The 22,370-nt window shown below is 57.5% G+C and carries 23 protein-coding genes; 11 read left to right on the forward strand and 12 right to left on the reverse strand.

What is annotated here, in order from left to right; genetic code table 11:
* Window positions 1-4 precede the first annotated feature (4 nt).
* From rsmA to CLV83_RS10620, 4 genes are read right to left on the reverse strand one after another with little or no spacing between them, the layout of a single operon-like run.
* On the reverse strand, window positions 5-820 hold the full coding sequence (rsmA, locus tag CLV83_RS10605; RefSeq protein WP_132291617.1) for a 16S rRNA (adenine(1518)-N(6)/adenine(1519)-N(6))-dimethyltransferase RsmA: 816 nt from the start codon (window positions 818-820) through the stop codon (window positions 5-7).
* The gene (gene pdxA / locus CLV83_RS10610) at window positions 817-1,824 is read right to left on the reverse strand and encodes a 4-hydroxythreonine-4-phosphate dehydrogenase PdxA (RefSeq protein ID WP_132291620.1); all 1,008 of its coding nucleotides are present in this window, start codon (window positions 1,822-1,824) and stop codon (window positions 817-819) included. The genes rsmA and pdxA overlap by 4 nt, the downstream gene beginning before the upstream one ends.
* The gene (locus CLV83_RS10615; protein ID WP_132291623.1) at window positions 1,821-3,116 is read right to left on the reverse strand and encodes a peptidylprolyl isomerase; all 1,296 of its coding nucleotides are present in this window, start codon (window positions 3,114-3,116) and stop codon (window positions 1,821-1,823) included. Before CLV83_RS10615 ends, pdxA begins: the two co-directional genes overlap by 4 nt.
* Complete coding sequence (locus tag CLV83_RS10620; RefSeq protein WP_165900284.1) at window positions 3,106-5,775, reverse strand: LPS-assembly protein LptD; 2,670 nt, start codon at window positions 5,773-5,775, stop codon at window positions 3,106-3,108. Before CLV83_RS10620 ends, CLV83_RS10615 begins: the two co-directional genes overlap by 11 nt.
* Window positions 5,776-6,151: 376 nt before the next feature.
* Between CLV83_RS10620 and CLV83_RS10625 the strand changes: the two genes are divergently transcribed.
* Genes CLV83_RS10625 through djlA form a run of 3 tightly spaced genes read left to right on the forward strand, consistent with a single transcriptional unit; the run spans window position 6,152 to window position 8,723 of the window.
* Window positions 6,152-7,201, forward strand: a complete 1,050-nt coding sequence (locus tag CLV83_RS10625; protein WP_132291629.1) for an aminoglycoside phosphotransferase family protein — start codon at window positions 6,152-6,154, stop codon at window positions 7,199-7,201.
* 12 nt (window positions 7,202-7,213) lie between these two features.
* Window positions 7,214-7,894, forward strand: a complete 681-nt coding sequence (murU, locus tag CLV83_RS10630) for an N-acetylmuramate alpha-1-phosphate uridylyltransferase MurU (RefSeq protein ID WP_341540379.1) — start codon at window positions 7,214-7,216, stop codon at window positions 7,892-7,894.
* Window position 7,895: 1 nt separating this feature from the next.
* Window positions 7,896-8,723: a co-chaperone DjlA gene (gene djlA / locus CLV83_RS10635; RefSeq protein ID WP_132291635.1), complete on the forward strand. Its 828-nt coding sequence runs from the start codon at window positions 7,896-7,898 to the stop codon at window positions 8,721-8,723.
* A gap of 117 nt (window positions 8,724-8,840) precedes the next feature.
* On the opposite strand, the gene CLV83_RS10640 is transcribed toward djlA, so the two are convergent.
* A complete protein-coding gene (locus tag CLV83_RS10640) occupies window positions 8,841-9,896 on the reverse strand; it encodes a DUF3530 family protein (RefSeq protein ID WP_165900285.1) in 1,056 nt (351 codons plus the stop codon).
* Here CLV83_RS10640 and CLV83_RS22595 point away from each other — a divergent pair.
* The 3 genes from CLV83_RS22595 to CLV83_RS10650 are packed head-to-tail and all read left to right on the forward strand — an operon-like array spanning window position 9,793 to window position 11,380.
* Window positions 9,793-10,014, forward strand: coding sequence for a hypothetical protein (locus CLV83_RS22595; protein WP_165900267.1), 222 nt, complete (start codon window positions 9,793-9,795; stop codon window positions 10,012-10,014). The two genes, CLV83_RS10640 and CLV83_RS22595, sit on opposite strands and share 104 nt — an antisense overlap.
* A gap of 20 nt (window positions 10,015-10,034) precedes the next feature.
* The gene (gene rpe / locus CLV83_RS10645; RefSeq protein WP_132291641.1) at window positions 10,035-10,706 is read left to right on the forward strand and encodes a ribulose-phosphate 3-epimerase; all 672 of its coding nucleotides are present in this window, start codon (window positions 10,035-10,037) and stop codon (window positions 10,704-10,706) included.
* Entirely contained in the window at window positions 10,706-11,380 is a 675-nt protein-coding gene (locus tag CLV83_RS10650) for a phosphoglycolate phosphatase (RefSeq protein WP_132291644.1), read from the forward strand. The genes rpe and CLV83_RS10650 overlap by 1 nt, the downstream gene beginning before the upstream one ends.
* Here CLV83_RS10650 and nhaR read toward each other — a convergent pair.
* From nhaR to gatC, 7 genes are all read right to left on the reverse strand, one after another.
* Window positions 11,369-12,310, reverse strand: coding sequence for a transcriptional activator NhaR (gene nhaR / locus CLV83_RS10655; RefSeq protein ID WP_132291647.1), 942 nt, complete (start codon window positions 12,308-12,310; stop codon window positions 11,369-11,371). The two genes, CLV83_RS10650 and nhaR, sit on opposite strands and share 12 nt — an antisense overlap.
* Before the next feature lie 374 nt (window positions 12,311-12,684).
* Window positions 12,685-13,152, reverse strand: a complete 468-nt coding sequence (gene bfr, locus CLV83_RS10660; RefSeq protein ID WP_132291650.1) for a bacterioferritin — start codon at window positions 13,150-13,152, stop codon at window positions 12,685-12,687.
* A 3-nt stretch (window positions 13,153-13,155) separates the two neighbouring features.
* Complete coding sequence (bfr, locus tag CLV83_RS10665) at window positions 13,156-13,629, reverse strand: bacterioferritin (protein WP_132291653.1); 474 nt, start codon at window positions 13,627-13,629, stop codon at window positions 13,156-13,158.
* A 143-nt stretch (window positions 13,630-13,772) separates the two neighbouring features.
* The gene (locus tag CLV83_RS10670) at window positions 13,773-13,967 is read right to left on the reverse strand and encodes a (2Fe-2S)-binding protein (RefSeq protein WP_132291656.1); all 195 of its coding nucleotides are present in this window, start codon (window positions 13,965-13,967) and stop codon (window positions 13,773-13,775) included.
* A gap of 392 nt (window positions 13,968-14,359) precedes the next feature.
* A complete protein-coding gene (gene gatB, locus CLV83_RS10675) occupies window positions 14,360-15,814 on the reverse strand; it encodes an Asp-tRNA(Asn)/Glu-tRNA(Gln) amidotransferase subunit GatB (protein WP_132291659.1) in 1,455 nt (484 codons plus the stop codon).
* Window positions 15,815-15,828: 14 nt separating this feature from the next.
* Complete coding sequence (gatA, locus tag CLV83_RS10680; RefSeq protein ID WP_132291662.1) at window positions 15,829-17,280, reverse strand: Asp-tRNA(Asn)/Glu-tRNA(Gln) amidotransferase subunit GatA; 1,452 nt, start codon at window positions 17,278-17,280, stop codon at window positions 15,829-15,831.
* A gap of 31 nt (window positions 17,281-17,311) precedes the next feature.
* A complete protein-coding gene (gene gatC, locus CLV83_RS10685) occupies window positions 17,312-17,599 on the reverse strand; it encodes an Asp-tRNA(Asn)/Glu-tRNA(Gln) amidotransferase subunit GatC (protein WP_132291665.1) in 288 nt (95 codons plus the stop codon).
* A 192-nt stretch (window positions 17,600-17,791) separates the two neighbouring features.
* Here gatC and CLV83_RS10690 point away from each other — a divergent pair, with 192 nt between their 5' ends.
* The 5 genes from CLV83_RS10690 to rng all read left to right on the forward strand — a co-directional run bounded on the left by CLV83_RS10690 (window position 17,792) and on the right by rng (window position 22,364).
* Entirely contained in the window at window positions 17,792-18,829 is a 1,038-nt protein-coding gene (locus tag CLV83_RS10690) for a rod shape-determining protein (protein ID WP_104003411.1), read from the forward strand.
* Between the two features lie 121 nt (window positions 18,830-18,950).
* A complete protein-coding gene (mreC, locus tag CLV83_RS10695; RefSeq protein ID WP_279387525.1) occupies window positions 18,951-19,757 on the forward strand; it encodes a rod shape-determining protein MreC in 807 nt (268 codons plus the stop codon).
* The gene (gene mreD / locus CLV83_RS10700) at window positions 19,750-20,238 is read left to right on the forward strand and encodes a rod shape-determining protein MreD (RefSeq protein WP_132291671.1); all 489 of its coding nucleotides are present in this window, start codon (window positions 19,750-19,752) and stop codon (window positions 20,236-20,238) included. The genes mreC and mreD overlap by 8 nt, the downstream gene beginning before the upstream one ends.
* A 37-nt stretch (window positions 20,239-20,275) precedes the next feature.
* A complete protein-coding gene (locus CLV83_RS10705; protein WP_132291674.1) occupies window positions 20,276-20,869 on the forward strand; it encodes a Maf family protein in 594 nt (197 codons plus the stop codon).
* 16 nt (window positions 20,870-20,885) lie between these two features.
* Complete coding sequence (rng, locus tag CLV83_RS10710) at window positions 20,886-22,364, forward strand: ribonuclease G (RefSeq protein ID WP_132291677.1); 1,479 nt, start codon at window positions 20,886-20,888, stop codon at window positions 22,362-22,364.
* The last annotated feature ends 6 nt before the right edge of the window (window positions 22,365-22,370 follow it).

Here is a 22,370-nt window from a genome sequence, read left to right on the forward strand (position 1 = left end):
CGATTCAGTGTTCCTCTTGGTCAGTGTCGCTGAGGGCATCGCTGATCCGCACAAACTCTGCAAGCGTCAGGCGCTCGGGGCGAAGCTGCGGATCAATCCCCAGTGTTTCCAATGTGGCGGCATCGATCAACGGTTTCAAGTTGTTGCGCAAGGTTTTACGTCGCTGACTGAAGGCGGTACGCACCACATCCTGCAATTTTGTTACATCTTTAGCCGGGCAGGGGAGGGTTGCATAGGGGGTGAGGCGAACGATCGCCGAGTCGACCTTGGGCGCTGGGTTAAATGCGCCGGGCGGGACGATAAACAGCTTCTCCACCTCGCAGTAATACTGCGCCATGATGCCCAGGCGTCCGTAGTGGTTCTCACCCGGTTGCGCCGCCAGTCTGTCTACGACCTCGTTTTGCAGCATGAAGTGCATATCGCTGACCCGGCCGCTGAAGCTCAGCAGGTGGAAGATCAACGGAGTCGAGATGTTGTAAGGCAGGTTGCCGACGATGCGCAGTGGTTGATCATTTGTGCACAGCGAGGCGAAGTCGAACTTGAGCGCGTCTGCTTCATGGATGCGGAAGTTGTCTTCATAACGGAAGAACTTGGTGCGCAGTACTGGAATCAGGTCCCGGTCCAGCTCGATGGCATCCAGCGCCCCGGCTTCACTCAACAGCTCTTCGGTGAGGGCGCCCAGGCCAGGCCCGATCTCCACCAGGTGGTCTTCAGGCTTGGGGTGAATGGCGCGGACGATGCGGCGAATGATGCCGGCATCGTGCAGGAAGTTCTGGCCAAAGCGCTTGCGCGCCTTGTGCGCTATCGGTTTCTTGCTCATGAAAGTTTGCTGTTGTCCTGTCTGCAGGCCGCCATGTTGGCAGCATAGTCGATCGCGGTGCGCAGGGAGCCGGTGTCTGCCAGCCCGGTGCCGGCCAGATCCAGCGCTGTGCCGTGATCCACCGAGGTGCGTATGATCGGTAATCCGAGAGTAATGTTAACGGCGTTGCCGAAGCCCTTGTATTTCAGCACCGGCAGCCCCTGATCGTGATACATCGCCAGCACCGCGTCGGCGTTGGCCAGGTATTTTTCGGTAAACAGGGTATCGGCGGGCAGAGGGCCGATAAGCTCGACATCGGCGTTAGCGTAGCTTTCCATTACCGGCTCGATCACGTCGATCTCTTCACGTCCCAGATAGCCGCCTTCCCCCGCATGGGGGTTCAAGCCGCATACGAGCACGCGTGGCCGTGCACAGCCAAAATACTTTTTCAGGTCGGCGATCAGTACATCGATCACTTCATGCAGCAGGGGGGCGGTAATGGCCGCCGGAACCCGTGCCAACGGCAGGTGAGTGGTAGCCAGTGCGACCCTCAGTCCTTCGGTGGCCAGCATCATAACGACCTTGTTGGTCTTGGTCAGAGCTTCAAGAAACTCGGTATGGCCACTGAACTCGATTCCGGACTGGTTGATAACGCCCTTATGCACCGGTGCGGTGACCAGTGCGTCGTAGTCACCAGACTGACAGCCCAGAGTTGCCAGGGTTAGCGTTTCCAGCACGTAGCCAGCATTGGCCAGGTCGAGCTGGCCAGCTACAGCGGGCGCAGCCAGTTTGACCGGCTGAATAAACAACTCGCCAGGCGCGGCGGGCTGTGCCGGTTGCATCAGGTCGATGGTATGCAGCTGAATATCAAGGCCCAGCTCTGCAGCCCTGGACTGCATAAGCTCAGGGTCTGCAAAGACTACCAGCTGATGCGCCTGAGGCTGTTGAGCAATCGCCAGGCACAGGTCGGGACCTATGCCGGCGGGTTCACCCGGTGTAATCGCAATCCGAAGTGTGCGGCTCACAGGTCGTCCAGGTTTTTACGCTCGATATAGGCCTGGGCGCGGATTTCACGCAGCCAGTTATCCAGCTCTTCGTTGTACTTGCGTTTGCGAATCGCGTTGCGAGCGGTGCTTTCACGCATCTCGTCGGCGAAGTCCTGGGTACGGCGCTCTTCAACCTGGAGGATGTGCCAGCCAAAGCGAGACTCGAACGGCTGGCTGATGCTGCCTGCGGCGGTGTCATCCATTACCTGCTCAAACTCAGGCACCATCTGGCCAGCCTGGGTCCAACCCAGCTCGCCCCCCTGGGAGCCGCTGGCGGGGTCGTCGCTGTATTGACGAGCCAGCTCATCAAAGGATTCGCCGTTCTGGAGTCGGTTATAGAGCTCCTGCGCGAGCTGCTGAGTCTGGGATTCGCTACGCACTTCGCTGGGTGAGATCAGGATATGACGTACCTTGGTCTGTTCGACCAGCGTTTCCTGTTCGCCCCGTTTGTCGCGCAGCTGCAGAATATGAAAACCGGCCGGTGTGCGCACCGGTGCGCTGACCTGGCCATTCTGCAGAGAACCGATTGCGCCGGCAATATCGGTAGGGAGCTCGGTACGCGCACGCCAGCCCAGGTCGCCGCCCTGCAGGGCGTTCGAAGCATCGGAGTTGGCGGTGGCGAGCTGCTGGAAGTCAGCACCATCACGCAGCTGCTGGTAGAGGCTGTCCGCTTCATCCTGGGCGCGCTTGATCAGCTCGGGAGAGGCGCTCTGCGGGATTGAGATCAGAATATTGCTGAGCAGGTACTCAACCTTGTCGGAGGCCTGATTATTCGCCAGGAAATTCCTGATCTCCTGTTCGGAGACGTTGATCCGGCGGTTGACGTTGGCCTGCTGAACGCGGGAAAGCAGGATCTCCTGACGGATCTGCTCGCGAGACTGAGCGTAGTCTCGACCCTCTGCAATCAGAGCTTCACGGAACTGAGCCAATGACATGTTGTTCTGGTCGGCAATCCGCTGCATGGCTGCATTAAGCTCCTGATCGCTGACGCGGATACCCTGACGATCACCGATCTGCAGCTGGATACGATCCATGATCAGTCGTTCGAGTACCTGCTGGCGCAGCACATCAATAGCCGGGGCCTGAGCGCCCTGGGCTTCAATCTGCTCCTGAACCAGCGCAGTGCGCTCTTCCAGCTCGCTTTGCAGCACAATATCATCGTTAACGACGGCGACCACCTGATCAAGCAGCTCGGCTGCCTGTGCCTGCTGCAGGGTGAACAGGGTCATTACCAGTAGCAGTTGGCGTTGAACAAACCGCTTAAAACGCATTTCGAGCATCCTCTTCCTTGCCAGTGATATCTTCCAGGAATTCACGACCGCCGGACTGGCCGAAGGAGCCCAGGCCGCGGAGTACGAATTCAAAGAAGATACCGGTGTCGGTCTCTATATCTTCGATATTATCGGTGTCATCTACCCACTGGCGTCCAGTGACTCGGATCTTCCAGCAGCAGCTGGTGTATTCAACACCCAGCAGGGTTTCGATGTTCTCATCCCTGAGCAGATCTTCCTGCCAGCGGCCGATCATGCCCCATTGGTCCGAGATCGGCCAGCGGAACGCAAAATCAGTTTGGCGAATTTCGTTTTCATCCTTGTCCCGTTGAGAATCGAAACGGGAGCCCGAGTTGTCACGGTAACTCAGATAGATCAGCCTGGATTCATCAGGCTGGTAACTGAGTCGATAGTTCTGCTGGACCATTTGCAGATTGTCAGAGTCATCAAGCTCACTGTCGTGAGCGAAGCGCAGCTCCGGCGTGATATTCCAGCTGGCCAGAACCGCCAGGTTGGAGCGGCTTTCCGTGCCATCCACATCACCCGGTCGGAAGCCTGTTTCTTCATCCCTGTCTTCGAAATAGTAGGCCTGGGCTACGCCAACCCGGGCTCGTTCCAGACCTGCTTGGGAGTAGAACGCGCTGCTTAAACCAACTGTCGCTTGGCTGGTGCCTGCGACTTTATCGTTGCCGCTATAGCCGGTTTCGTTGAACAGGTTGTAGTAATTTAAATCCAGTCTTTCTGAATCGAAGTTAGGTATCTCCGATTGATCTTCGCTGGCCGTGTGAATCAGTTTGATACGTGGCTCAAGGGTTTGGGTCAGATCAGCACCGTAGCCACGTTCGAACTTAAGGGTTGAGTCGAGACTGGCAATGGGGATGCCCAGGCTTGGTGCTTTGGACCAGTTTTCAGGCTGGTCGGAAAGATCGTATTGGGAATACCAGTAAGTAAGTCTGGGCTTGACTGAAGCCCAGGGTCGATCCCAGCTGTAGCTGATGCTGGGGCGAACATGGAAACGGCTGCCGATCACTCTTTCCTCTTCGGTCAGCCTGGTGTCGTCGTTATCGCGGTCGAAATAGGTGTACTCCGCCTGGTAGGCGAACAGCGCTGTATTGGCGATAACTTCCTGGCCGGTCAGAGCAAATTGGGGCACCTGCTCGTAAGGCTCCCGGCCCCCGTCAATGGTCTGGTATTTATGTACTTTTCCGGTGAAGGTCCAGCCATCACCCTCGTAGCGAGCCATGGCTATCTGATCAAGATCGTCTTCTTTAGCGATTTCCAGGTTGGTCGTATCCAGATCATCCAGGTAATCGTCGTCACTGATGCGGCGGTAGTCGATCCGGGTAAACCAGTTGTCCGCCGGGTTGCCATTATGCTCGATGCCCAGTGCCCAGCGGCTATCGCCATAAAGGTCATCATCATTGATGTAGGCGGTGCTTAGAGTGTTCATGGACCAGGTGTTCATGTACCGGAACTCGTTTTCCAGCACCAGACCGCGCTCGCTTACGTAGCGCGGTGTGAACGTGTCATCGTAGTTCGGCGCCAGATTGAAGTAGTAAGGCGTCGCGATATCAAGGCCGTCGGTATCCGAGTATCCGACGCTTGGATAGAGAAAGCCTGAGCGACGGGTGTCGTCGATCGGGAAGTAGAAATAGGGCAGGTACAGTACCGGGATATCCGCAACTTCAAAGGTCGCGTGGCGAGCCTCGCCGTAGCCTTCCTCGGTGTGGATCTCCAGGTCGTCTGCTGCGATCGCCCAGTCGTTGTTACCCGGCTCACAGAAGGTGATACGGCCATCGTTCATAACGACACGGGCATCGACGAAACGTTCGATCGAGTTAGCGCTGCCGCGCAGATGCTCCTGGTGCATCACATACTCGGCGTTATGGAAGCTGGTATGGCCGGCGTTAAGATCAGCGCGGGCACTTTCACCCACCATCAGCAGGCCGGGTTCCCGGTACGTGACCTTGCCATCCAGAGAGGCTGTCTGACTTTCGGCGTCGTATATTGCTTCGTCACTGGTCAGCAGGCGCTGGCCCTGGCGCATATTGATGCCGCCTTGGAGCTGGGTGGTGCCACCAAGGACAGTGGACGAGCGCAGCGCCTCCAGGAAAATGGTCTGCTGCTCTTCCAGTGTCTTTGCCTCGCCCAGGTTCAGTGCGGGCTCGCGGTACTCACCAGCGCAGGCGCCGCCGAAACCCTCTTCACCGGGGGTGTAGCGATACCAGTCAAGGTAGGCGTAATTTTGCGCTACCGCTTTGGCACCTGCTGCAGGGGCTACGCTAGAACGGGCGACCGGGTTCTGCGTGCAGACCCACTGACCGTTGTCGACGGTACAGGCAAACTGGTCATAGCGGTCACCGGCTGCTACCTGCTGAGTCGTTACCTGACGAGAGGTCGATTCAGCGCTAGGCTCCGAGCTTTCGTTGGCGCGAGCTGCCGGTGCGGCGGTTTCTGTGCGGGATGCCGTCGATCGGGAAGCCGGTGCTGGCGCGGAAGCCTGTGGTCGCGGCGCCGCTGGGGGGGCAGCCCCAGTCACTTTTTGTGGCTCGGAAGGCTTTTCCGCCTGGGAGCTGGATGCTGTAGCAGTGTTTTCTGAGGGGGTAGTAGAAGCAGAAGAGCGGGCTTCGGGTGCAGCAGTGGCACCAGCCTCCTGCATCAAGGTTTCATTAACCTCACAATCCCACTCGCCGGATGAACTGGTATTGCAGTTCCAGAGTCTTTGGTCATCTTGTGCGGCTGCCTGTGACGCGGATAAAGCTGCTGCAACCGCTAGCATCAGCTTGAAAGAGTGGGCTCTTTTAAAGGGCATCAAGTCGCTTTCCGTTTGCGCGTGTAGGCGGCCTGTTTCTTGCCACCCCCGAAGTCGAGTACCATACCGAGCTGTGCATGATACAGCGGTTAGCGGCGCTAAGGCCAGACCTGAGGCGAGAGTCTGCGGGCGCTCTTAGCCCGAGTGTGATTGAGAATTAACCCAGGCTCAAAGTCGGTGAGTAAGAGCACTGCAGACCGAGCCAGAAGGAGCCAAAAAACTGATGGATGTTCGCCTGCAGCAGCTGGAGCAGTGGGTGTCGACAATAGCTGCAGAGCAGGGGCTCGCACTTAGCTCGGACACCCTGATCCCCGTATCCGGGGATGCAAGCTTTCGACGTTATTTCAGAGCGTCTGGAAAGCAAGTTAACTGGATCGCTGTTGATGCCCCGCCAGAGAAAGAAAACAGTGCTCCATTTGTTACTTTAGCCAGAGACTGGTTCAGCCGTGGCGTCAGGGTGCCGGCGATACTGGCAGCTGATCTGGAGCTCGGATTCATGCTGCTGGAAGACTTCGGGGATCGCTTGCTATTGCCGGAGCTGGTGCCAGAAAGTGCCGATCGTCTTTATGGGCAGGCGCTCGAAACCTTATTACAGATACAGCAGATTCCTGCCGATGACCTGCCGCCCTACGACGAAGCGCTCCTGCGTCGTGAGATGGGGCTGTTTGATGAGTGGTTTCTCGACCGTTTGTTGGGTGTGCAGCTCGGTGACGATGAGCAGCAGTTGCTGGCCGGCATCAAGACGCAGCTGGTTGAATCATCCCTGTCCCAACCGCAGGTTACCGTGCACCGGGATTACCACTCCCGTAACCTGATGCCGCTGCCCGATGGTGGTCTTGGCGTTATCGATTTTCAGGATGCGGTACGAGGAGCGTACACCTACGATCTTGTTTCTCTGTTTCGTGACAGCTACATCCGCTGGCCCGATGAACGCGTTCGTGGCTGGGTAGAAGAGTTTCGCTGCGCCTTGCAAGCTGCAGGCGCTGATGTGGCAGAAAGTGATCAATTTCTGCGTGATTTCGACTGGATGGGTATGCAGCGTCAGTTGAAAGTGCTGGGGATCTTCTCCCGATTGTCATTGCGAGATGGTAAAGATGGTTATCTCGCCGATATGCCAAGAACACTGGGTTATCTGCTGCGTGCAGCGGCTCGCTATTCGGAAACTCAGCCTTTCGCTCATTGGCTTGAGCAACGCATAGTGCCTGCCATGAGCGCACATCCCTTATTTAATAAAGGGGTTGATGCGGATGCTTTAGCCCGGGAGCTTGATTAAACCGTGCGTGCGATGATTCTTGCGGCCGGGCTGGGTACCCGGATGCGCCCGCTGACACTGAAAACCCCCAAGCCGCTGCTGACCGCGGCGGGTAAACCGCTGATCGTATTCCATATCGAACGTCTTGTAGCCGCCGGTGTGGAGCGGATCGTGATCAATCACGCCTGGTTGGGTGAGCAGATAGAGTCGGCCCTGGGCGATGGTGCCCGCTTCGGCGTGGAGTTGCTCTATTCACCCGAAGGTCAGCCTCTGGAAACGGCAGGGGGGATCCGTCAGGCGTTACCGCTGCTGGCCGACCGGGAAGGCGACAGTTTTCTAGTGGTCAATGGCGATGTCTACTCGGATATAGAGCCTGGTCGTCTGAAAAGAATGGAACTGAACCCGGATAGCGACGCTCACTTGTTACTGGTTGATAATCCCAGCTGGCATCCGGGAGGGGATTTTCACCTGGCCGCGAGCGGTCGGGTTTTGGATAGCGGCGATTCCAGGCTGACCTTTTCCGGGATCAGTATGCTGCGAGCGTCTCTGTTTACCGGGTTGGTCAGTGGTGAGCCGGCAGCACTGGCACCGATTCTACGCCAGGCCATGAGTGCTGGTCGGGTCAGTGGGGAAGCCCTGGATGCTTACTGGGATGATATAGGAACCCCGGAGCGGTTGAGTGCGCTGGATAAGCGCCTGAAAGGAGAGAGTTAAGATGGCAAATGCGGAATCCCTGGGTCAGAAGCTGTACCGACACCGGACAGGTCTGGGCGTGGGCGCATTGATTGGTCTTTTCAGTGGTGGTCCTGTTGGGTTGTTTCTCGGCGGAGCACTGGGGTATTGGGTCGATAGTGCGTTGAGAAAAACCGCTTCTACCTATAATCCGCAGCAGCTGTTTTTCCGTGCGACCTTCTGTGTCATGGGTAAGGTGGCGAAGGCGGACGGTCGCGTGACCGAGGTCGAAATCGACTTTGCCCGTGAAGTGATGGCGCGGATGAATCTGAGCGAGGAGAAGCGCCGCGAAGCGATTGAATGTTTCTCCGAGGGCAAAGCGCCTGACTTTGATATCGCCAAGGTGCTGCTGCCTCTGTCTGCGTTAATGCGCAACCGTAGTTCGCTAAAGCTGATGTTTGTCGAAATTCAGCTGCAGGCGGCCATGGCTGATGGTCAGATCAGTGCCAATGAGCAGGCGCTGCTGCAGCAGATCTGTCAGCAGCTGAACTTTACCCAGAGAGAAGTGCAGGCCCTGCTGGCCAGGATGCAGGCGGAGCAGGCGTTCCGCGAGCAGGCTTACCGTTCGCATGCGCAGCAGGAAAATTATTCAGCGGCATCGCTGGATCAGGCCTACGGCGTACTCGGGATCGAGCCCTCGGCCAGCGATGCTGAGGTCAAGCGCGCCTGGCGCAAACTGATGAGCCAGCATCACCCGGACAAGCTGGTTTCCAAGGGGCTGCCGGAGGAGATGATTCAGCTGGCCAAGGAGCAGACTCAGGAGATCCAGGCGGCTTATGACCATATCCGCAAATCCCGCGGCATGCGCTAGCTCCGCTTTGTTGTTTATGCTGCTAGATGGATTTGTTCCAAGAAGAACCCGGCTATTAGAGCCAGGGTTCTGCGACCGCAGCACACTCGATGATAACTCGAACTACTAGCAAGTCTCTCAGTTGCGGGGCATACCGGGTGGGTTTTGTGTTTGGGCTGCTTGCGCTTCCTGCTGCTCTTTTTCCTTTTCCTCGGCGATGGGGGCAAGGATTCCGGACTGTATCAGTCCTCTTACCTTGGCCGTTAGCCAGGGCATCTCATCATGCCAACCGGTGAAGGGGCCGGCAGCTCGCACCTGCAGATAATTGGGCAAGCCCTCGCGGCGGGCCTGGCCTTTGCGAATGCGGGCGTCGGGAGCGGCCTGTGGATAACCCGGTAGCGGTGAATGGTAGATATCGACGATGCGCGTCTCATCCAGTCCAGCCCATAGGGTGGTAAAGAGCGGTGCGTCGGCGGACTGATCTGGTATCGGGTCGATCATGACCAGTGAAAGGCGCTGCTCTGCTTGTTGGTTCAGATAGTCCATCACCCAGGGAGTGGCGCGGCCGAATGCGATAACCACGACAGGCTCCAGGGAATCGGCCGTTAACTGCTCCAGCGCCAGGTCCATGCGTTCAGCAAAGCGCTCTGCAAAGGGGGCGAGAGGTGCCTCGGGCTGTTCGTCGCTGACGCTGTTCCCAGTGTTTGTTTCCTCTGCCTCATTGGCTGCGGGTTCTGCTGCCGAGGCTGCGCCCGATGCGAAACTCTGCATTACCGGCAGGGTACGCTCCGGCAGTGGCTGCTCATCGGGCTGGGGAGGCTCCAGTGCAAGCGTCAGCCAGCCTTTTTGAGCCAGGTCGAACCTCAGTGCTTCAACCTGTTGTACCCAGGCGGTGCCAATCGCCGGGTCGGGGACCAGCAGCAAACCACCCACCGGTTCCTCTCTGTCAGCCTCCTGGCGCAGAGCGTGGAAGCGCTGCTCTCCAATTTCCATGGTCAACACCACCGTGTCGGCTGGCAGAAGTTGGCGCAGCTTGGAGTCCAGGGGAAGGTTGCCAGCACTGCTACGTTCGACATTATAAAGCTCGGCCATGTCGAAACTGGGGGCTGCGGCCGACGCCGTGCCTTCCGTTTCTTCGGATGCCTGGGTCGCAAGGGGAATAGCAAACGCCAATAGCAGAAGGCTTGTTTTCATCGCTGAGGATGTGAGGCTGCTCAATAAGGTCATGGCGCCGATTATCGGCGTCGCAGCGTTTGCGGGCAAGGCTGAAACCCGCGGCTTGCTTTTGTACAATAGCGCACCACCTATCTAATCCTTGCGGTAGATTACCTGATGACAGATTTCAAAATTGCCCCTTCGATCCTTTCCGCCGACTTTGCCCGCCTGGGCGAAGAGGTTGAAGCGGTGCTGAGTGCCGGTGCGGATATTGTTCACTTCGATGTGATGGACAACCATTACGTACCCAATCTGACCATCGGGCCGATGGTCTGCAAGGCGCTGCGCAAGCACGGCATCGAAGCGCCCATCGATGCGCACCTGATGGTTAAGCCGGTTGACCGAATGATCGGTGATTTTATTGAGGCTGGCGCCACCTATATCACCTTTCATCCGGAGGCCTCGGATCATATCGATCGCTCACTGCAGATGATCCGCGATGGCGGCTGCAAGTCAGGACTGGTGTTCAACCCGGCGACCCCACTGCACTACCTGGATCACGTCATGGATAAGGTCGATATGATTCTGCTGATGTCGGTAAACCCGGGTTTTGGTGGGCAGAAGTTTATCCCGACGACGCTCGATAAGCTGCGCCAGGTGCGTCAACGCATCGATGAAAGCGGCCTGCCGATCAGGCTCGAAGTCGACGGCGGTGTAGGCATTGGTAATATTCGCGAGATTGCTGAAGCCGGTGCGGATACCTTTGTGGCGGGCTCGGCGATTTTTAACACCGATGACTACCGTGCCACCATCGACAAAATGCGCGCAGAACTGGCCCTGGTGAAATGATGGCAGTGGCCGGAACGCCCAAGGCGGTGCTTTTCGATCTGGACGGTACGCTGGTTGATAGCGTGCCGGACCTGGCACGGGCGGTGGACCAGATGCTGGAAGCGCTGGGCCGCAGCGCGGCAGGTGTGGATTCGGTGCGCCAGTGGGTGGGTAACGGCGCTGATATGCTGGTTAAGCGTGCCCTTAGCGGAGATATGGCAGGGCTGCTGAATGGCGATGATGTCGAGCTTTTCCCTGTCGCCAGGGATCTGTTCTTTGGCGCCTATGCCCAGGCGAACGGTCGTAATAGCCAGATCTATGCGGGCGTTCAGGTTGCGCTGGATCGTTATCGTGAAGCGGGCATGCCCATGGCCGTAGTGACCAATAAACCCGCTGCTTTTACCGATCAGCTACTGACCCAGCTTGGGCTTGCTGGTTATTTTTCGGTGGTGGTGGCAGGCGATACTCTGGCGGAGAAGAAGCCCTCTCCGGCACCGCTGCTTTATGCTTGTGAAAAGCTGGGCAGTGAGCCTGCCAGCTCTCTGATGGTGGGCGATTCCTCGGTGGATGTAGCAGCTGCCCGTGCCGCTGGATGTGCGGTGGTGTGTGTCAGCTACGGTTACAATAAAGGCGCGCCAATCGCTGAGGCCGGTGCAGATCGGGTAATCGATTCGCTGGCTGAATTAATCGTCTGATTTCGTTTCTTGCTCCAAATCCTGTTCTGTTTCCAGAAGCAGTTCCCGAGCCCTGTGCGTGATCGCCTGCACGCCGGGGTGGCGGATCTGCCGCTCCAGAGAAATGGCGTAGTAGCGCTCCCTGATTCCCTCCAGGCGACCGAGGGTTTCGACGCTATGCTGTCGCTGCAGTTCGCTTTCCAGGACTGAGGGGCCGCAGAACAGTCCGGTTCCAGCCTGGCCGAAAATATCGATCAGGGCGGAGTCTACGCACTGTACCCGGATTGCCGGCTCGATATGACGGGCCCGGAACCACTTCATGATATTCGCTCCGGCAACGGTGTCATCCGTAGGTAGCAGAAGCGGAGCTCCATTCAAGCCTTCAGGAAAGTTCGGTCGGTATTGCTGTGCCAGTTCGGGGCTTGCGAACATGCTGATGCCGGTTTCGCCAAGCAGATGGTTGTAGGCGCGTACATGGGTGCTGGCATCGATGGGGCGATCCGCCAGGATGAGGTCCACGCGGTTGGCAATCAGGTCGCCCAGCAGGGATTCCATCGAGCCTTCACGGCACTCCAGGTGTACTGGTTCTTCCAGCTCCAGCGCCGGCGCAAGCAGTTTATAAGCGATGCTCTTCGGGACGACATCCGCGATCCCGACAGCACAGTTAATGCGACTGCTGCCGGCATGGTGCAACTGCAGTTGCATCGCCTCACCCAGGTTGAATATCTCCTCCGCATATTCGAGCGCCTGGCGGCCGGCGTCCGTTAAATCAAGGCGTCGGCCGTGGCGCTCGAACAGCTCTATCTCCAGCATCTCTTCAAGCACTTTCAGCTGTCCGGAGATGGTTTGTGGAGTGAGGTTGAGTCGCTTGCTGGCGCGCGCAATGGTGCCTTCCTGGGCGACGACCATGAAGTAGCGTAGATGACGGAAGTTGAGGTTATGAATATGCATTCGAAATTTTCGAATATTGGTGAGATTAAATTCGAATTTTATATCGGTTTGGAAGGACTATACTCGAACTTGCTCATGCAGTCTCTCCCCGAGACTGAATTGCTCTGTTCCGGTATGTGGACAGACATTGGCTTTATCACACACATATTTACCCGCCGCCCTGGCGGGTTTTTTTTGCCCGGGAGGCGCCAGGCTGGGCAGCTCGAGCGTTGGTTTTTTCAGCCTGCTTCCGCTCGCATTTACGGCCTGCATTTCTGGCGGGGTGGTCTTTTGGCTAGCCGTTTGAATTCTATATTCGTGGTTGTTGGCTGCAGAAATGACAAAAGGCAGATCCGGGGATCTGCCTTTGCTGAGGTAGCGCGTCAGAGATGCTATTACATCTGTGACTGCTGGTAGTTTTTCAGACCGATCTTGTCGATCAGGCCCAGCTGTTTTTCCAGCCAGTAAGCATGATCTTCTTCGGTGTCTTCCAGTTGCTGGCGCAGCATCTCGCGGGTCTGGTAATCCTGCTCTTCTTCACAGAGCTTGATCACGTCTTTGAGGTTTTTGGCGACGCTGTACTCGGTGTTCAGATCGTTGCGCAGCATCTCCGGGACATCCTTACCCACATGGATAGGGTCACGGGTAACCAGGTCCGGAGTGCCCTCCAGGAACAGGATACGGGCGATGATCGCCTTGGCATGGCCTTTCTCGTCGTCAAACTCGTGAGCGATGCGCTCGTAGAGCTTGGTCAGGCCCCAGTCGTCGTACATTTCTGAGTGGATGAAATACTGGTCCATGGCGGCCAGTTCGCCCGCCAGGAGCTTGTTCAGGGCGTCGATGACTTTCTTTTTGCCTTGCATCACTTATTCCTTTTCGATGGCGGATTGCAGGTAGTTCTCGATGCCGGTTTCCCGGATCAGATGTTGCTGGGCTTCGATCCAGTCAACATGAGCTTCTTCGCTCTCGAGAATCTCTTCGAGCAGGTGGCGGCTGACATAATCTCCACCAGCCTCGCACTCGGCAATGACTTCGCGCAACAGGGCCAGTTGTTCCATCTCCAGGTCCAGATCGCACTGCATCATTTCAGCACAGTGTTCGCCAATACGCAGGCGCTCCAGTTGCTGCAGGTTAGGCAGGCCTTCCAGGAACAGTATGCGTTCGATCAGCTCGTCCGCCTGTTTCATATCGAGAATCGATTTTTTGTAGGCCGCGTGGTTGAGTTTTTCCAGGCCCCAGTTTTTGTACATGCGTGCATGCAGGAAATACTGGTTGATGGAGGTGAGCTCGAATGTGAGCACTTTGTTAAGCCGGCGAACTAGCGACTTGTCACCTTGCATTGAAAACTCCTTTTGAGACGTCGCATGGATAATTGACGGCTGGGCGGGTGAGCAGCCATGCAAAGGAGTATAGCGCAGATGTCCCCGCGTTGGGGACCGATGAAACTTATGGGCAAGTGGAGGGGGTGTTGCTGATTATGGAATCAGGCCGGCATGGCCAGTGCCATAGCTCGCTCGGCCTGCTCGCGCTTGATTATCTGGCGCGCGGTGCAGGTGCATTTGCCACATTCACTGCCGACGCAGAGTGCGCGGTTGAGGTCCCGTACGCTGCGTGCGCCATCATCGATCGCCTGCTGAATCTCGCGTTCGGTAATGTTGTTGCAGATGCATACGTACATAAGATACCTCTGTGGATCTTTAACCAAATAATATTGGTAATGATAATAGTTCGTATTAGATAGATTTCAACTGTTTTTTTCTCAAGATGACGCGGCCGGCTAGATCCTTGTCGCATGCACGCCCGGCGGCCTTGTCATGCTTAATCATCAGCAAAACCAGTGCCATGCGGAGAGGTTATTAGAGGCCTTTTAAAAACAGTATATTAGCGATGCTTGGAGCAGGGGGGCAGGTCTCAGGAGCGAGGATGTAAGAAAGTGAACAGCACTTTGTCATCCTTGGGGCGGAGATTTCTAACAGTAAGTATTTTGACGCAGGTTGTTTTAAAGCGAGGAGCGTACGAATAAAAAAGGCCCGGGGTGACGGGCCTTTTCGATGAATCCTTCGTGCCGGATTAATCGCAGAGAGCGTCCAGCTTCTTCTTCAGTATGCCGGTGACGGCGCCCGGGTTGGCCTTGCCGCCGGTGGCTTTCATCACCTGGCCCATAAAGAAGCCAAGCATCTTGCCGCGCTTCTCGGGTTCTGCCGCTTTATATTGCTCGACCTGCTTATCGGCATTGGCGATCACATCATCGACGATCTTCTCGATGGCGCCGGTATCGGTTACCTGTTTCAGGCCCTTGGCTTCGATGATCTCGTCGGCGCTGCCGCCGTCGGTCCACATGGTCTCGAACACTTTCTTGGCGATGTTGCCGGAGATGGTGTCGTCCTTGATACGCTCCAGCAAGCCGCCGAGCTGATCGGCAGATACCGGGCTCTGCTTGATGTCGATATCATTTTGGTTCAGGTACTTGGCCAGTTCGCCCATGACCCAGTTTGCCGCCAGCTTGGTATCGCCGCAGGCTTTAACTACGGCTTCGTAGTAATCCGCCTGGGCGCTGTAGCCTGAGAGTACTCCTGCATCGTAGTCGGAGAGTTTGTACTCGCTGATAAAGCGCTCGCGGCGCGCGTCCGGCAGTTCCGGCAGTGTTTCGCGAATCGCTTCGATGTAGCTATCGTCGATCACCACCGGCAGCAGGTCGGGGCAGGGGAAGTAACGGTAGTCGTTGGCATCCTCTTTCGAGCGCATGCTGCGGGTCTGGTTCTTGTCCGGGTCGTACAGGCGGGTTTCCTGCAACACGGTGCCGCCATCTTCGATCAGATCGATCTGGCGGGCGACTTCGGTATCGATAGCGCGCTCGATAAAGCGGAAGGAGTTGATGTTCTTCAGCTCGGTACGGGTACCGTACTCTTCCTGTCCTTTCGGGCGCACCGAGACGTTGCAGTCGCAGCGCATGGAGCCTTCGGCCATGTTGCCGTCGCAGATACCCAGGGTGGTAACGATCGCATGGATCTTGCGGGCGTAGGCGGCGGCTTCCTTGGAAGAACGCATATCCGGCTCGGAGACGATCTCCACCAGCGGGGTGCCAGCGCGGTTCAGGTCGATGCCAGACATGCCGTGGAAGTCTTCATGCAGGGATTTGCCCGCATCCTCTTCCAGGTGGGCGTGGTGCAGACGCACGCGGCGTTGCACGCCTTCCTCGGTTTCGATATCCACAAAACCAGGGCCGACGATCGGTTCCGCCAGCTGGGTGGTCTGGTAGCCCTTGGGCAGGTCGGGGTAGAAGTAGTTCTTGCGCTCAAATACGGAGCGCTTGCCGATCTCTGCGTTCACTGCCAGGCCGAACATGACGGCCATGCGCAGGGCGTTTTCGTTGAACACCGGCAGCGTGCCTGGCAGTGCCAGGTCAACGGCGCAGGCCTGGGTGTTCGGCTCGGCACCAAAGGCGGTGCTGGCGCCGGAGAAAATCTTGGTCGTAGTGGAGAGCTGGACGTGAATCTCCAGCCCGATAACAACTTCCCATTCCATCGTAGTCAAACCTCTCAGATGCCAGCCGGTGCCTGTTTATGCCAGTCAGTCGCCTGCTGGTACTGGTGTGCCACATTGAGCAGCTTCGCTTCGGCAAAGTGGTTGCCGATGATCTGCAGACCGACCGGCAGGCCATCAACCTGTCCACAGGGCACGGACATGCCTGGGAGACCAGCCAGGTTCAGCGACAGGGTGTAGATATCTTCCATGTACATGCTGACCGGGTCGTTGCTCTTTTCGCCGATCTTGAACGCCGGGTGCGGCGTGGTTGGCGCCATGATGACGTCGACCTCTTCCAGTACCTTGGCGAAATCCTGCTGAATCAGACGGCGGATCTGCTGCGCCTTGTTGTAGTAGGCGTCGTAATAGCCGGCGCAGAGCGCGTAGGTGCCCACCATGATGCGGCGCTTAACCTCTTCACCGAAGCCTTCGCCGCGGCTGCGCTTGTACATGTCTTCCAGGTCTTTCGGGTCTTCACAGCGGTAGCCGTAACGTACGCCGTCAAAACGGGAAAGGTTAGACGAAGCTTCAGCCGGAGCGATGATGTAGTACGCAGGGATCGACAGCTCGGTGCGCGGCAGGCTGACCTCTTTCACAGTGGCGCCCATCTTTTCGAACTCGGCCACGGCGTTGCGCACCTGTTCGGCAACCTTCGCATCGAGAGTATCGGTGAAATACTCTGCCGGCAGGCCGATCTTCAGGCCGGCCAGCGGCTCGTTCAGTGTTGCCGTGTAATCCGGTACTTCACGGTCAACGCTGGTGGAGTCCATCGGATCGAAGCCGGCCATCACGTTCAGCATCATGGCGCAGTCTTCTGCGGTGTGGGCCATGGGGCCGATCTGGTCCAGAGAAGAGGCGAAGGCCACCATGCCGTAACGGGATACGCGGCCGTAGGTCGGCTTCAGGCCGGTGATGCCGCAAAGGGCCGCCGGCTGGCGAATGGAGCCGCCGGTGTCGGAACCGGTAGCGGCCGGTGCCAGGCGTGCAGCGACAGCCGCACCAGAACCGCCGGAGGAACCGCCCGGTACACGGTCGGTATCCCAGGGGTTACGGGCCGGGCCGTAGTAGCTGGACTCGTTGGAACCGCCCATGGCGAACTCGTCCATATTGGTTTTGCCCAGCATGACCGCGCCGGCCTGCTTGAACTTGGCCACCATGGTGCCGTCGTAGGGGGAGATGAAGTTATCCAGCATCTTGGATGCGCAGCTGGTGCGCACGCCCTGGGTGCAGAACAGGTCCTTGTGGGCGATCGGCAGGCCGGTGAACGGGCCAGCGGTGCCGGCGGCGATCGCTTCGTCAGCGGCCTTCGCCTGTGCCAGCGCTTCCTCTTCGGTCACGGTGATGTAGCTGTTGTACTTGCTGTCTTCGGCCTTGATGCGCTCCAGCCAGGCTGTAGTCAGCTCAGTGCTGGTGAAGTCGCCGTTGCGCAGGCCTGCCGCCAGCTCGGCCAGTGTCTTATCAAACATGATTCACTATTCCTTGAAAACTGAGGCCGGATTACTCGATCACCCTGGGGACCAGGAACAGGCCGTCTTCGACCGCGGGAGCTGCCTTTTGCAGCGCTTCGCGCTGGTTACCCTCGGTAACCTCATCGGCCCGCAGACGCTGAACCGCGTCCAGTGGATTGGCCAGAGGGGCCACGCCGCTGGTGTCCGTCTGCTGCATCTGGTCGATCAGATTAAGGATGTTGGAGAGGTTTTCGGTGTAGGCGGGGATATCGCTTTCATCGATCTGGAGGCGTGCCAGATGGGCGATACGTTCTACGTCGGATCGGTCCAGAGACATAAGTCCGCTTCTCGCTGTCTAAACGTTCGGGATAGGAATTAGAAGCCGGTTAAGTTACCACATTTGTTCCTTGCCCAAAATCCCCGCCATTGTTAGAGTTATCGCCTTTCAGGACTTGTGGCCAGTAAGTTCGCCCGGACCCTACTTCTCCCCGCGGCGGCCAAATGGCAAACCTCAGGGTATCCGCTTCTCATGTTCAAAAAAATCCGTGGTCTTTTCTCCAGTGACCTGTCCATCGACCTGGGCACCGCTAACACCCTTATATATGTACGTGATCAGGATATCGTCCTTAACGAACCCTCTGTGGTTGCGATTCGCGTTAATGGAAACCAGAAATCGGTTGCCGCGGTAGGCGCGGACGCCAAGCGTATGCTCGGCCGCACGCCGGGTAACATCACTGCCATCCGACCGATGAAAGACGGTGTTATTGCCGACTTCCACGTGACCGAAAAGATGCTGCAGTACTTTATCAGCAAGGTACACGATAACTCTTTCCTGACGCCTAGCCCGCGCGTGCTGGTGTGTGTGCCGTGTAAATCCACCCAGGTTGAGCGTCGTGCTATCAAGGAATCGGCCATCGGTGCCGGTGCCCGCGAGGTCTACCTGATCGAAGAGCCGATGGCGGCAGCGATCGGTGCCGGCATGCCGGTGGATGAAGCCAGTGGTTCCATGGTTGTGGATATCGGTGGTGGTACTACGGAAATTGCCGTCATTTCACTGAACGGTATCGTCTATGCGGAGTCTGTACGTGTAGGTGGTGACCGTTTCGATGAGGCGATTGTCACCTATGTGCGTCGTAACTACGGCAGCCTGATCGGTGAGGCGACTGCCGAGCGGATCAAGCAGGAAGTCGGCACCGCCTATCCGACCTCGGAAGTGTTCGAGATCGACGTGCGTGGCCGCAACCTGGCTGAAGGTATTCCGCGCAGCTTTACGCTGAACTCCAACGAGATTCTCGAAGCGCTGCAGGAGCCGCTCTCCTCCATCGTGCAGGCGGTTAAAAGTGCACTGGAACAGTGCCCGCCGGAACTGGCGGCAGATATCGCCGAGCACGGTGTTGTGCTGACCGGTGGTGGTGCACTGCTGCGCAACATCGACCGCCTGATCAGCGAAGAAACCGGTCTGCCGGTGGTGATCGCCGAAGAGCCGCTGACTTGTGTAGCCCGTGGCGGTGGTAAAGCGCTGGAGATGCTGGATAAGCAATCGTTCGAGCTGCTGACTTACGAATAATAACATGTGACCTGTTTTCGACTGGCCGTCGACGGGAGTGTCGGCGGCATGAAGTCAAAACCGGAGGTCTGTTATCAAGACTATTTTTAGAGGGGGGGCACCGCGTGCCCTCTTTGTCGTTCTGATACTGTTTGCGGTACTGCTGATTGTCTCTGACCTGAACTGGTCAAAGATGCGCGAGGGACGTGCCTGGATGTCTCTGGTGGTAACGCCGCTGCAGTGGCTGGTGGATCTGCCTTCCCGTGCGGCCGACAATCTGTCGGGCGTGCTCGTTTCCCGTACCACCTTGCTCAGCGATAACGAACGCCTGCGCACCGAAGCGCTGCAGCTGGAGCGCAAGGTGCAGCAGAACGCGTCGTTGATGGCCGAAAATATCCGTCTGCGCGAGCTGCTGGATGCCGGTCAGCGTGTCGACGAGCCGGTGCGCCTCGTGGAGCTTATCGGCGTCAATCCTGACCCCTTCCAGCATGAAGTGATCATCAACCACGGTTCTGAAGACAGTGTCTATGATGGTCAGCCGGTGCTTGATGCCGGTGGCGTTATGGGGCAGGTGGTATCGCTGTCTCACTATACCTCCCGAGTCATGTTGATTACCGATGCTCGCGCCGCAATCCCGGTAGAGGTCAACCGAAACGGTTTTCGTGCCATTGCCCTCGGTAAGGGCGTGTTGGGTGAGCTGGAGCTTGAACATGTCCCTGATACGGCTGACGTTCGCGAGGGTGATCTGCTGGTGACCTCCGGGTTGGGTGGCCGATTCCCGCGCGGTTACCCTGTCGGTATCGTCGGTGAAGTCGTACGCGATCCCGGACAGCAGTTTGTCCAGGTGCGCGCACGGCCGTCTGCTCGGCTCGATAAAAGCCGTCATCTGTTGCTGGTGGGTAATAAACCCCAGGTGAAGGAGATCCCGGCGGAGGTCGCCAGTGAGTGAGGAGCGCGCCGGCGGCGGGCTGATCATCTTTGGTACCTTTATTATCGGTCTGGTGCTGAGCCAGATTCCGATGCCTGACATGCTGATCTGGGCGCGGCCCGCCTGGGTGGTCCTGGTGTTGATCTACTGGGTGATGGCGCTGCCGCATCGAATCGGCGTGGGCAGTGCGTTTCTGCTTGGGTTGGTTATGGACCTGGTGCGTGGTTCGGTGCTGGGGTTGAATGCGCTTTCGATGACGATCATCGCGTTCCTGGTGCTGGTTCTGTACAAGCGGATGCGGATGTTCCCTCTCTGGCAGCAATCAGGGCTTATTCTGGTCCTGGTCGGTATCAATCAGTTACTCTTCCACTGGATGCAGGGCATCACCGGAACAACCAGCGACTCGTTGCTGTTTTTGCTGCCCGCTGCAGTCAGTGCCCTGGTCTGGCCCTGGCTCTTCCTTTTACTGCGTAATGTTCGACGCCTTTTCCGCATAGCCTGACCTCGGTCAGGGTAAGCAGAGCATCACGGAGATCAACATGGCACAGCTAATACTCGCTTCAGCTTCCCCAAGGCGCAGAGAGCTGCTGGGCCAGATCGGTATCGACCTGATCATCCAGCCGGTGGACCTGGATGAAACCCCTCGCGCAGCGGAAGCACCGCGAGATTACGTGGCGCGTCTTGCACTGGAAAAAGCGCAGGCGGGATATAGTGCTGCCGGCGTTGATCTGCCTGCACTGGGCTCCGACACCGCCGTCATTCTAGATGACGAGATTCTTGGCAAGCCCCTGAATGAAGAAGATGCAGTGCGCACCTTGTTGCGTCTCTCCGGGCGGCGCCATCAGGTGATGACCGGGGTTGCCGTTGCCCAAGGGGAACATTGCCAGGTCCAGGTCGTCACAACTGAAGTGACGTTCACGCCGATTACCGAACACCTGGCCCGCACATACTGGGCGACGGGAGAGCCCGCAGACAAGGCGGGCAGCTATGGTGTCCAGGGTCTGGGAGCCGTGTTTGTCGAGTCGATTAACGGCAGCTACTCCGCTGTGGTGGGGCTGCCATTGGCACAAACAGCGGCCATACTAAAAGAATTCAATATAGAGATCTGGCAGAAGCCGGACGTTACTGCCTGACGGCTAAGGGAGCGGCATGGGTGAAGAGATACTGATCAACTTTACGCCGATGGAAACACGGGTCGCCGTGATCGAAAACGGTATGCCGCAGGAGATCTACGTGGAGCGCGTCAAGCGCCGCGGCATCGTCGGCAATATATACAAGGGCAAGGTGGTACGAGTGCTGCCCGGTATGCAGGCGGCCTTTGTGGATATCGGTCTTGAGCGTGCCGCCTTTATCCATGTGGACGAGGTGGTCGATCAGAATCAGACCCCGCCGGGAGAGCCCCGTACCAATCTGTCTATCGCTCAGGTGCTGCGTGAGGGGCAGTCGCTGCTGGTGCAGGTGACCAAGGACCCGATCGGCACCAAGGGCGCCCGTTTGACCACCCATCTGTCTATCCCGTCCCGTTACCTGGTGCTGATGCCTGGCAGCTCTCATATCGGCGTATCCCAGCGGATCGAGGATGCCGAGGAGCGTGAACGCCTGCGTGGGCTGATTCAGAAACTCACCGAAGAAGATGGCAGTGATGAAAAGAGCTGCGGATTTATTCTGCGCACGGTGGCTGAACGTATCAGTAGCGCCGAATTGTCGTCTGATATCCAGTTTTTGCGCCGACTCTGGAGCAATATCCAGGAACGGATCGAGAAGGTGCAAGCGCCGGCAACGGTATACGAGGATCTACCGCTGAACATGCGTGCCCTGCGAGATATGGCCCATGCTGGCGTAGAGCGCATCCGCATCGATTCCCGCGAGACCTTTCAGAAGGCGATCGATTTTTCCCGTTCCCTGGTGCCTGAGATCGAAGACAAGCTGGAGTACTATCCGGGCGAGCGCCCGATCTTCGACCTCTTCAATGTGGAAGAGGAGGTGCAGAAAGCGCTGGGTCGCAAGGTTGAGCTCAAATCCGGTGGTTACCTGATTTTCGATCAGACCGAAGCGATGACCACCGTGGATGTGAATACCGGCGGTTTTGTTGGGCATCGCAACCTGGAAGAGACCATCTTCAAGACCAACCTGGAAGCGGCCACCGCTATAGGGCGTCAGCTGCGCCTGCGTAATCTGGGCGGCATTATCATTATCGACTTTATCGATATGGAGGATGTGGATCATCAGCGTCAGGTGTTGCGTACGCTGGAGCGGGTCCTCGAAAAGGACTATGCCAAGTGCAAGGTGACCGGTGTGTCCGAGCTGGGCCTGGTAGAAATGACACGCAAGCGCACGCGGGAAAGCCTGGAGCAGGTGCTTTGCGAGCCCTGCCAGCAGTGCGAGGGACGCGGCTCTATCCGTACGCCCGAAACCGTCTGCTACGAGATTTTCCGCGAGATCCTGCGTCAGCACCGTGCTTATGACACCGATTCCTATCTGGTACTGGCCGCGCAGCGGGTGGTGGACTATCTGCTTGATGATGCCTCGGATCACGTGGCTGAACTGGAAATGTTTATAGGGAAAACCATCCGTTTCCAGGTTGAGCCTATGTACAACCCGGAACACTTCGACGTTGTTCTGCGCTAAGGACGC

Origin of the sequence: Marinobacterium mangrovicola (assembly GCF_004339595.1) — a bacterium.
GTDB lineage: Bacteria > Pseudomonadota > Gammaproteobacteria > Pseudomonadales > Balneatricaceae > Marinobacterium_D > Marinobacterium_D mangrovicola.

What these genes read in the sequence shown, in the direction of transcription:
- rsmA (WP_132291617.1), bottom strand. Translation starts at nt 820, where the DNA reads ATGAGCAAGAAACCGATAGCGCACAAGGCGCGCAAGCGCTTTGGCCAG.
- CLV83_RS10615 (WP_132291623.1), bottom strand. Translation starts at nt 3,116, where the DNA reads ATGCGTTTTAAGCGGTTTGTTCAACGCCAACTGCTACTGGTAATGACC.
- CLV83_RS10620 (WP_165900284.1), bottom strand. Translation starts at nt 5,775, where the DNA reads ATGCAGGAGGCTGGTGCCACTGCTGCACCCGAAGCCCGCTCTTCTGCT.
- CLV83_RS10625 (WP_132291629.1), top strand. Translation starts at nt 6,152, where the DNA reads ATGGATGTTCGCCTGCAGCAGCTGGAGCAGTGGGTGTCGACAATAGCT.
- murU (WP_341540379.1), top strand. Translation starts at nt 7,214, where the DNA reads ATGATTCTTGCGGCCGGGCTGGGTACCCGGATGCGCCCGCTGACACTG.
- djlA (WP_132291635.1), top strand. Translation starts at nt 7,896, where the DNA reads ATGGCAAATGCGGAATCCCTGGGTCAGAAGCTGTACCGACACCGGACA.
- CLV83_RS22595 (WP_165900267.1), top strand. Translation starts at nt 9,793, where the DNA reads ATGTCGAAACTGGGGGCTGCGGCCGACGCCGTGCCTTCCGTTTCTTCG.
- CLV83_RS10640 (WP_165900285.1), bottom strand. Translation starts at nt 9,896, where the DNA reads ATGAAAACAAGCCTTCTGCTATTGGCGTTTGCTATTCCCCTTGCGACC.
- rpe (WP_132291641.1), top strand. Translation starts at nt 10,035, where the DNA reads ATGACAGATTTCAAAATTGCCCCTTCGATCCTTTCCGCCGACTTTGCC.
- CLV83_RS10650 (WP_132291644.1), top strand. Translation starts at nt 10,706, where the DNA reads ATGGCAGTGGCCGGAACGCCCAAGGCGGTGCTTTTCGATCTGGACGGT.
- nhaR (WP_132291647.1), bottom strand. Translation starts at nt 12,310, where the DNA reads ATGCATATTCATAACCTCAACTTCCGTCATCTACGCTACTTCATGGTC.
- bfr (WP_132291650.1), bottom strand. Translation starts at nt 13,152, where the DNA reads ATGCAAGGCAAAAAGAAAGTCATCGACGCCCTGAACAAGCTCCTGGCG.
- bfr (WP_132291653.1), bottom strand. Translation starts at nt 13,629, where the DNA reads ATGCAAGGTGACAAGTCGCTAGTTCGCCGGCTTAACAAAGTGCTCACA.
- CLV83_RS10670 (WP_132291656.1), bottom strand. Translation starts at nt 13,967, where the DNA reads ATGTACGTATGCATCTGCAACAACATTACCGAACGCGAGATTCAGCAG.
- gatB (WP_132291659.1), bottom strand. Translation starts at nt 15,814, where the DNA reads ATGGAATGGGAAGTTGTTATCGGGCTGGAGATTCACGTCCAGCTCTCC.
- gatA (WP_132291662.1), bottom strand. Translation starts at nt 17,280, where the DNA reads ATGTTTGATAAGACACTGGCCGAGCTGGCGGCAGGCCTGCGCAACGGC.
- gatC (WP_132291665.1), bottom strand. Translation starts at nt 17,599, where the DNA reads ATGTCTCTGGACCGATCCGACGTAGAACGTATCGCCCATCTGGCACGC.
- CLV83_RS10690 (WP_104003411.1), top strand. Translation starts at nt 17,792, where the DNA reads ATGTTCAAAAAAATCCGTGGTCTTTTCTCCAGTGACCTGTCCATCGAC.
- CLV83_RS10705 (WP_132291674.1), top strand. Translation starts at nt 20,276, where the DNA reads ATGGCACAGCTAATACTCGCTTCAGCTTCCCCAAGGCGCAGAGAGCTG.
- rng (WP_132291677.1), top strand. Translation starts at nt 20,886, where the DNA reads ATGGGTGAAGAGATACTGATCAACTTTACGCCGATGGAAACACGGGTC.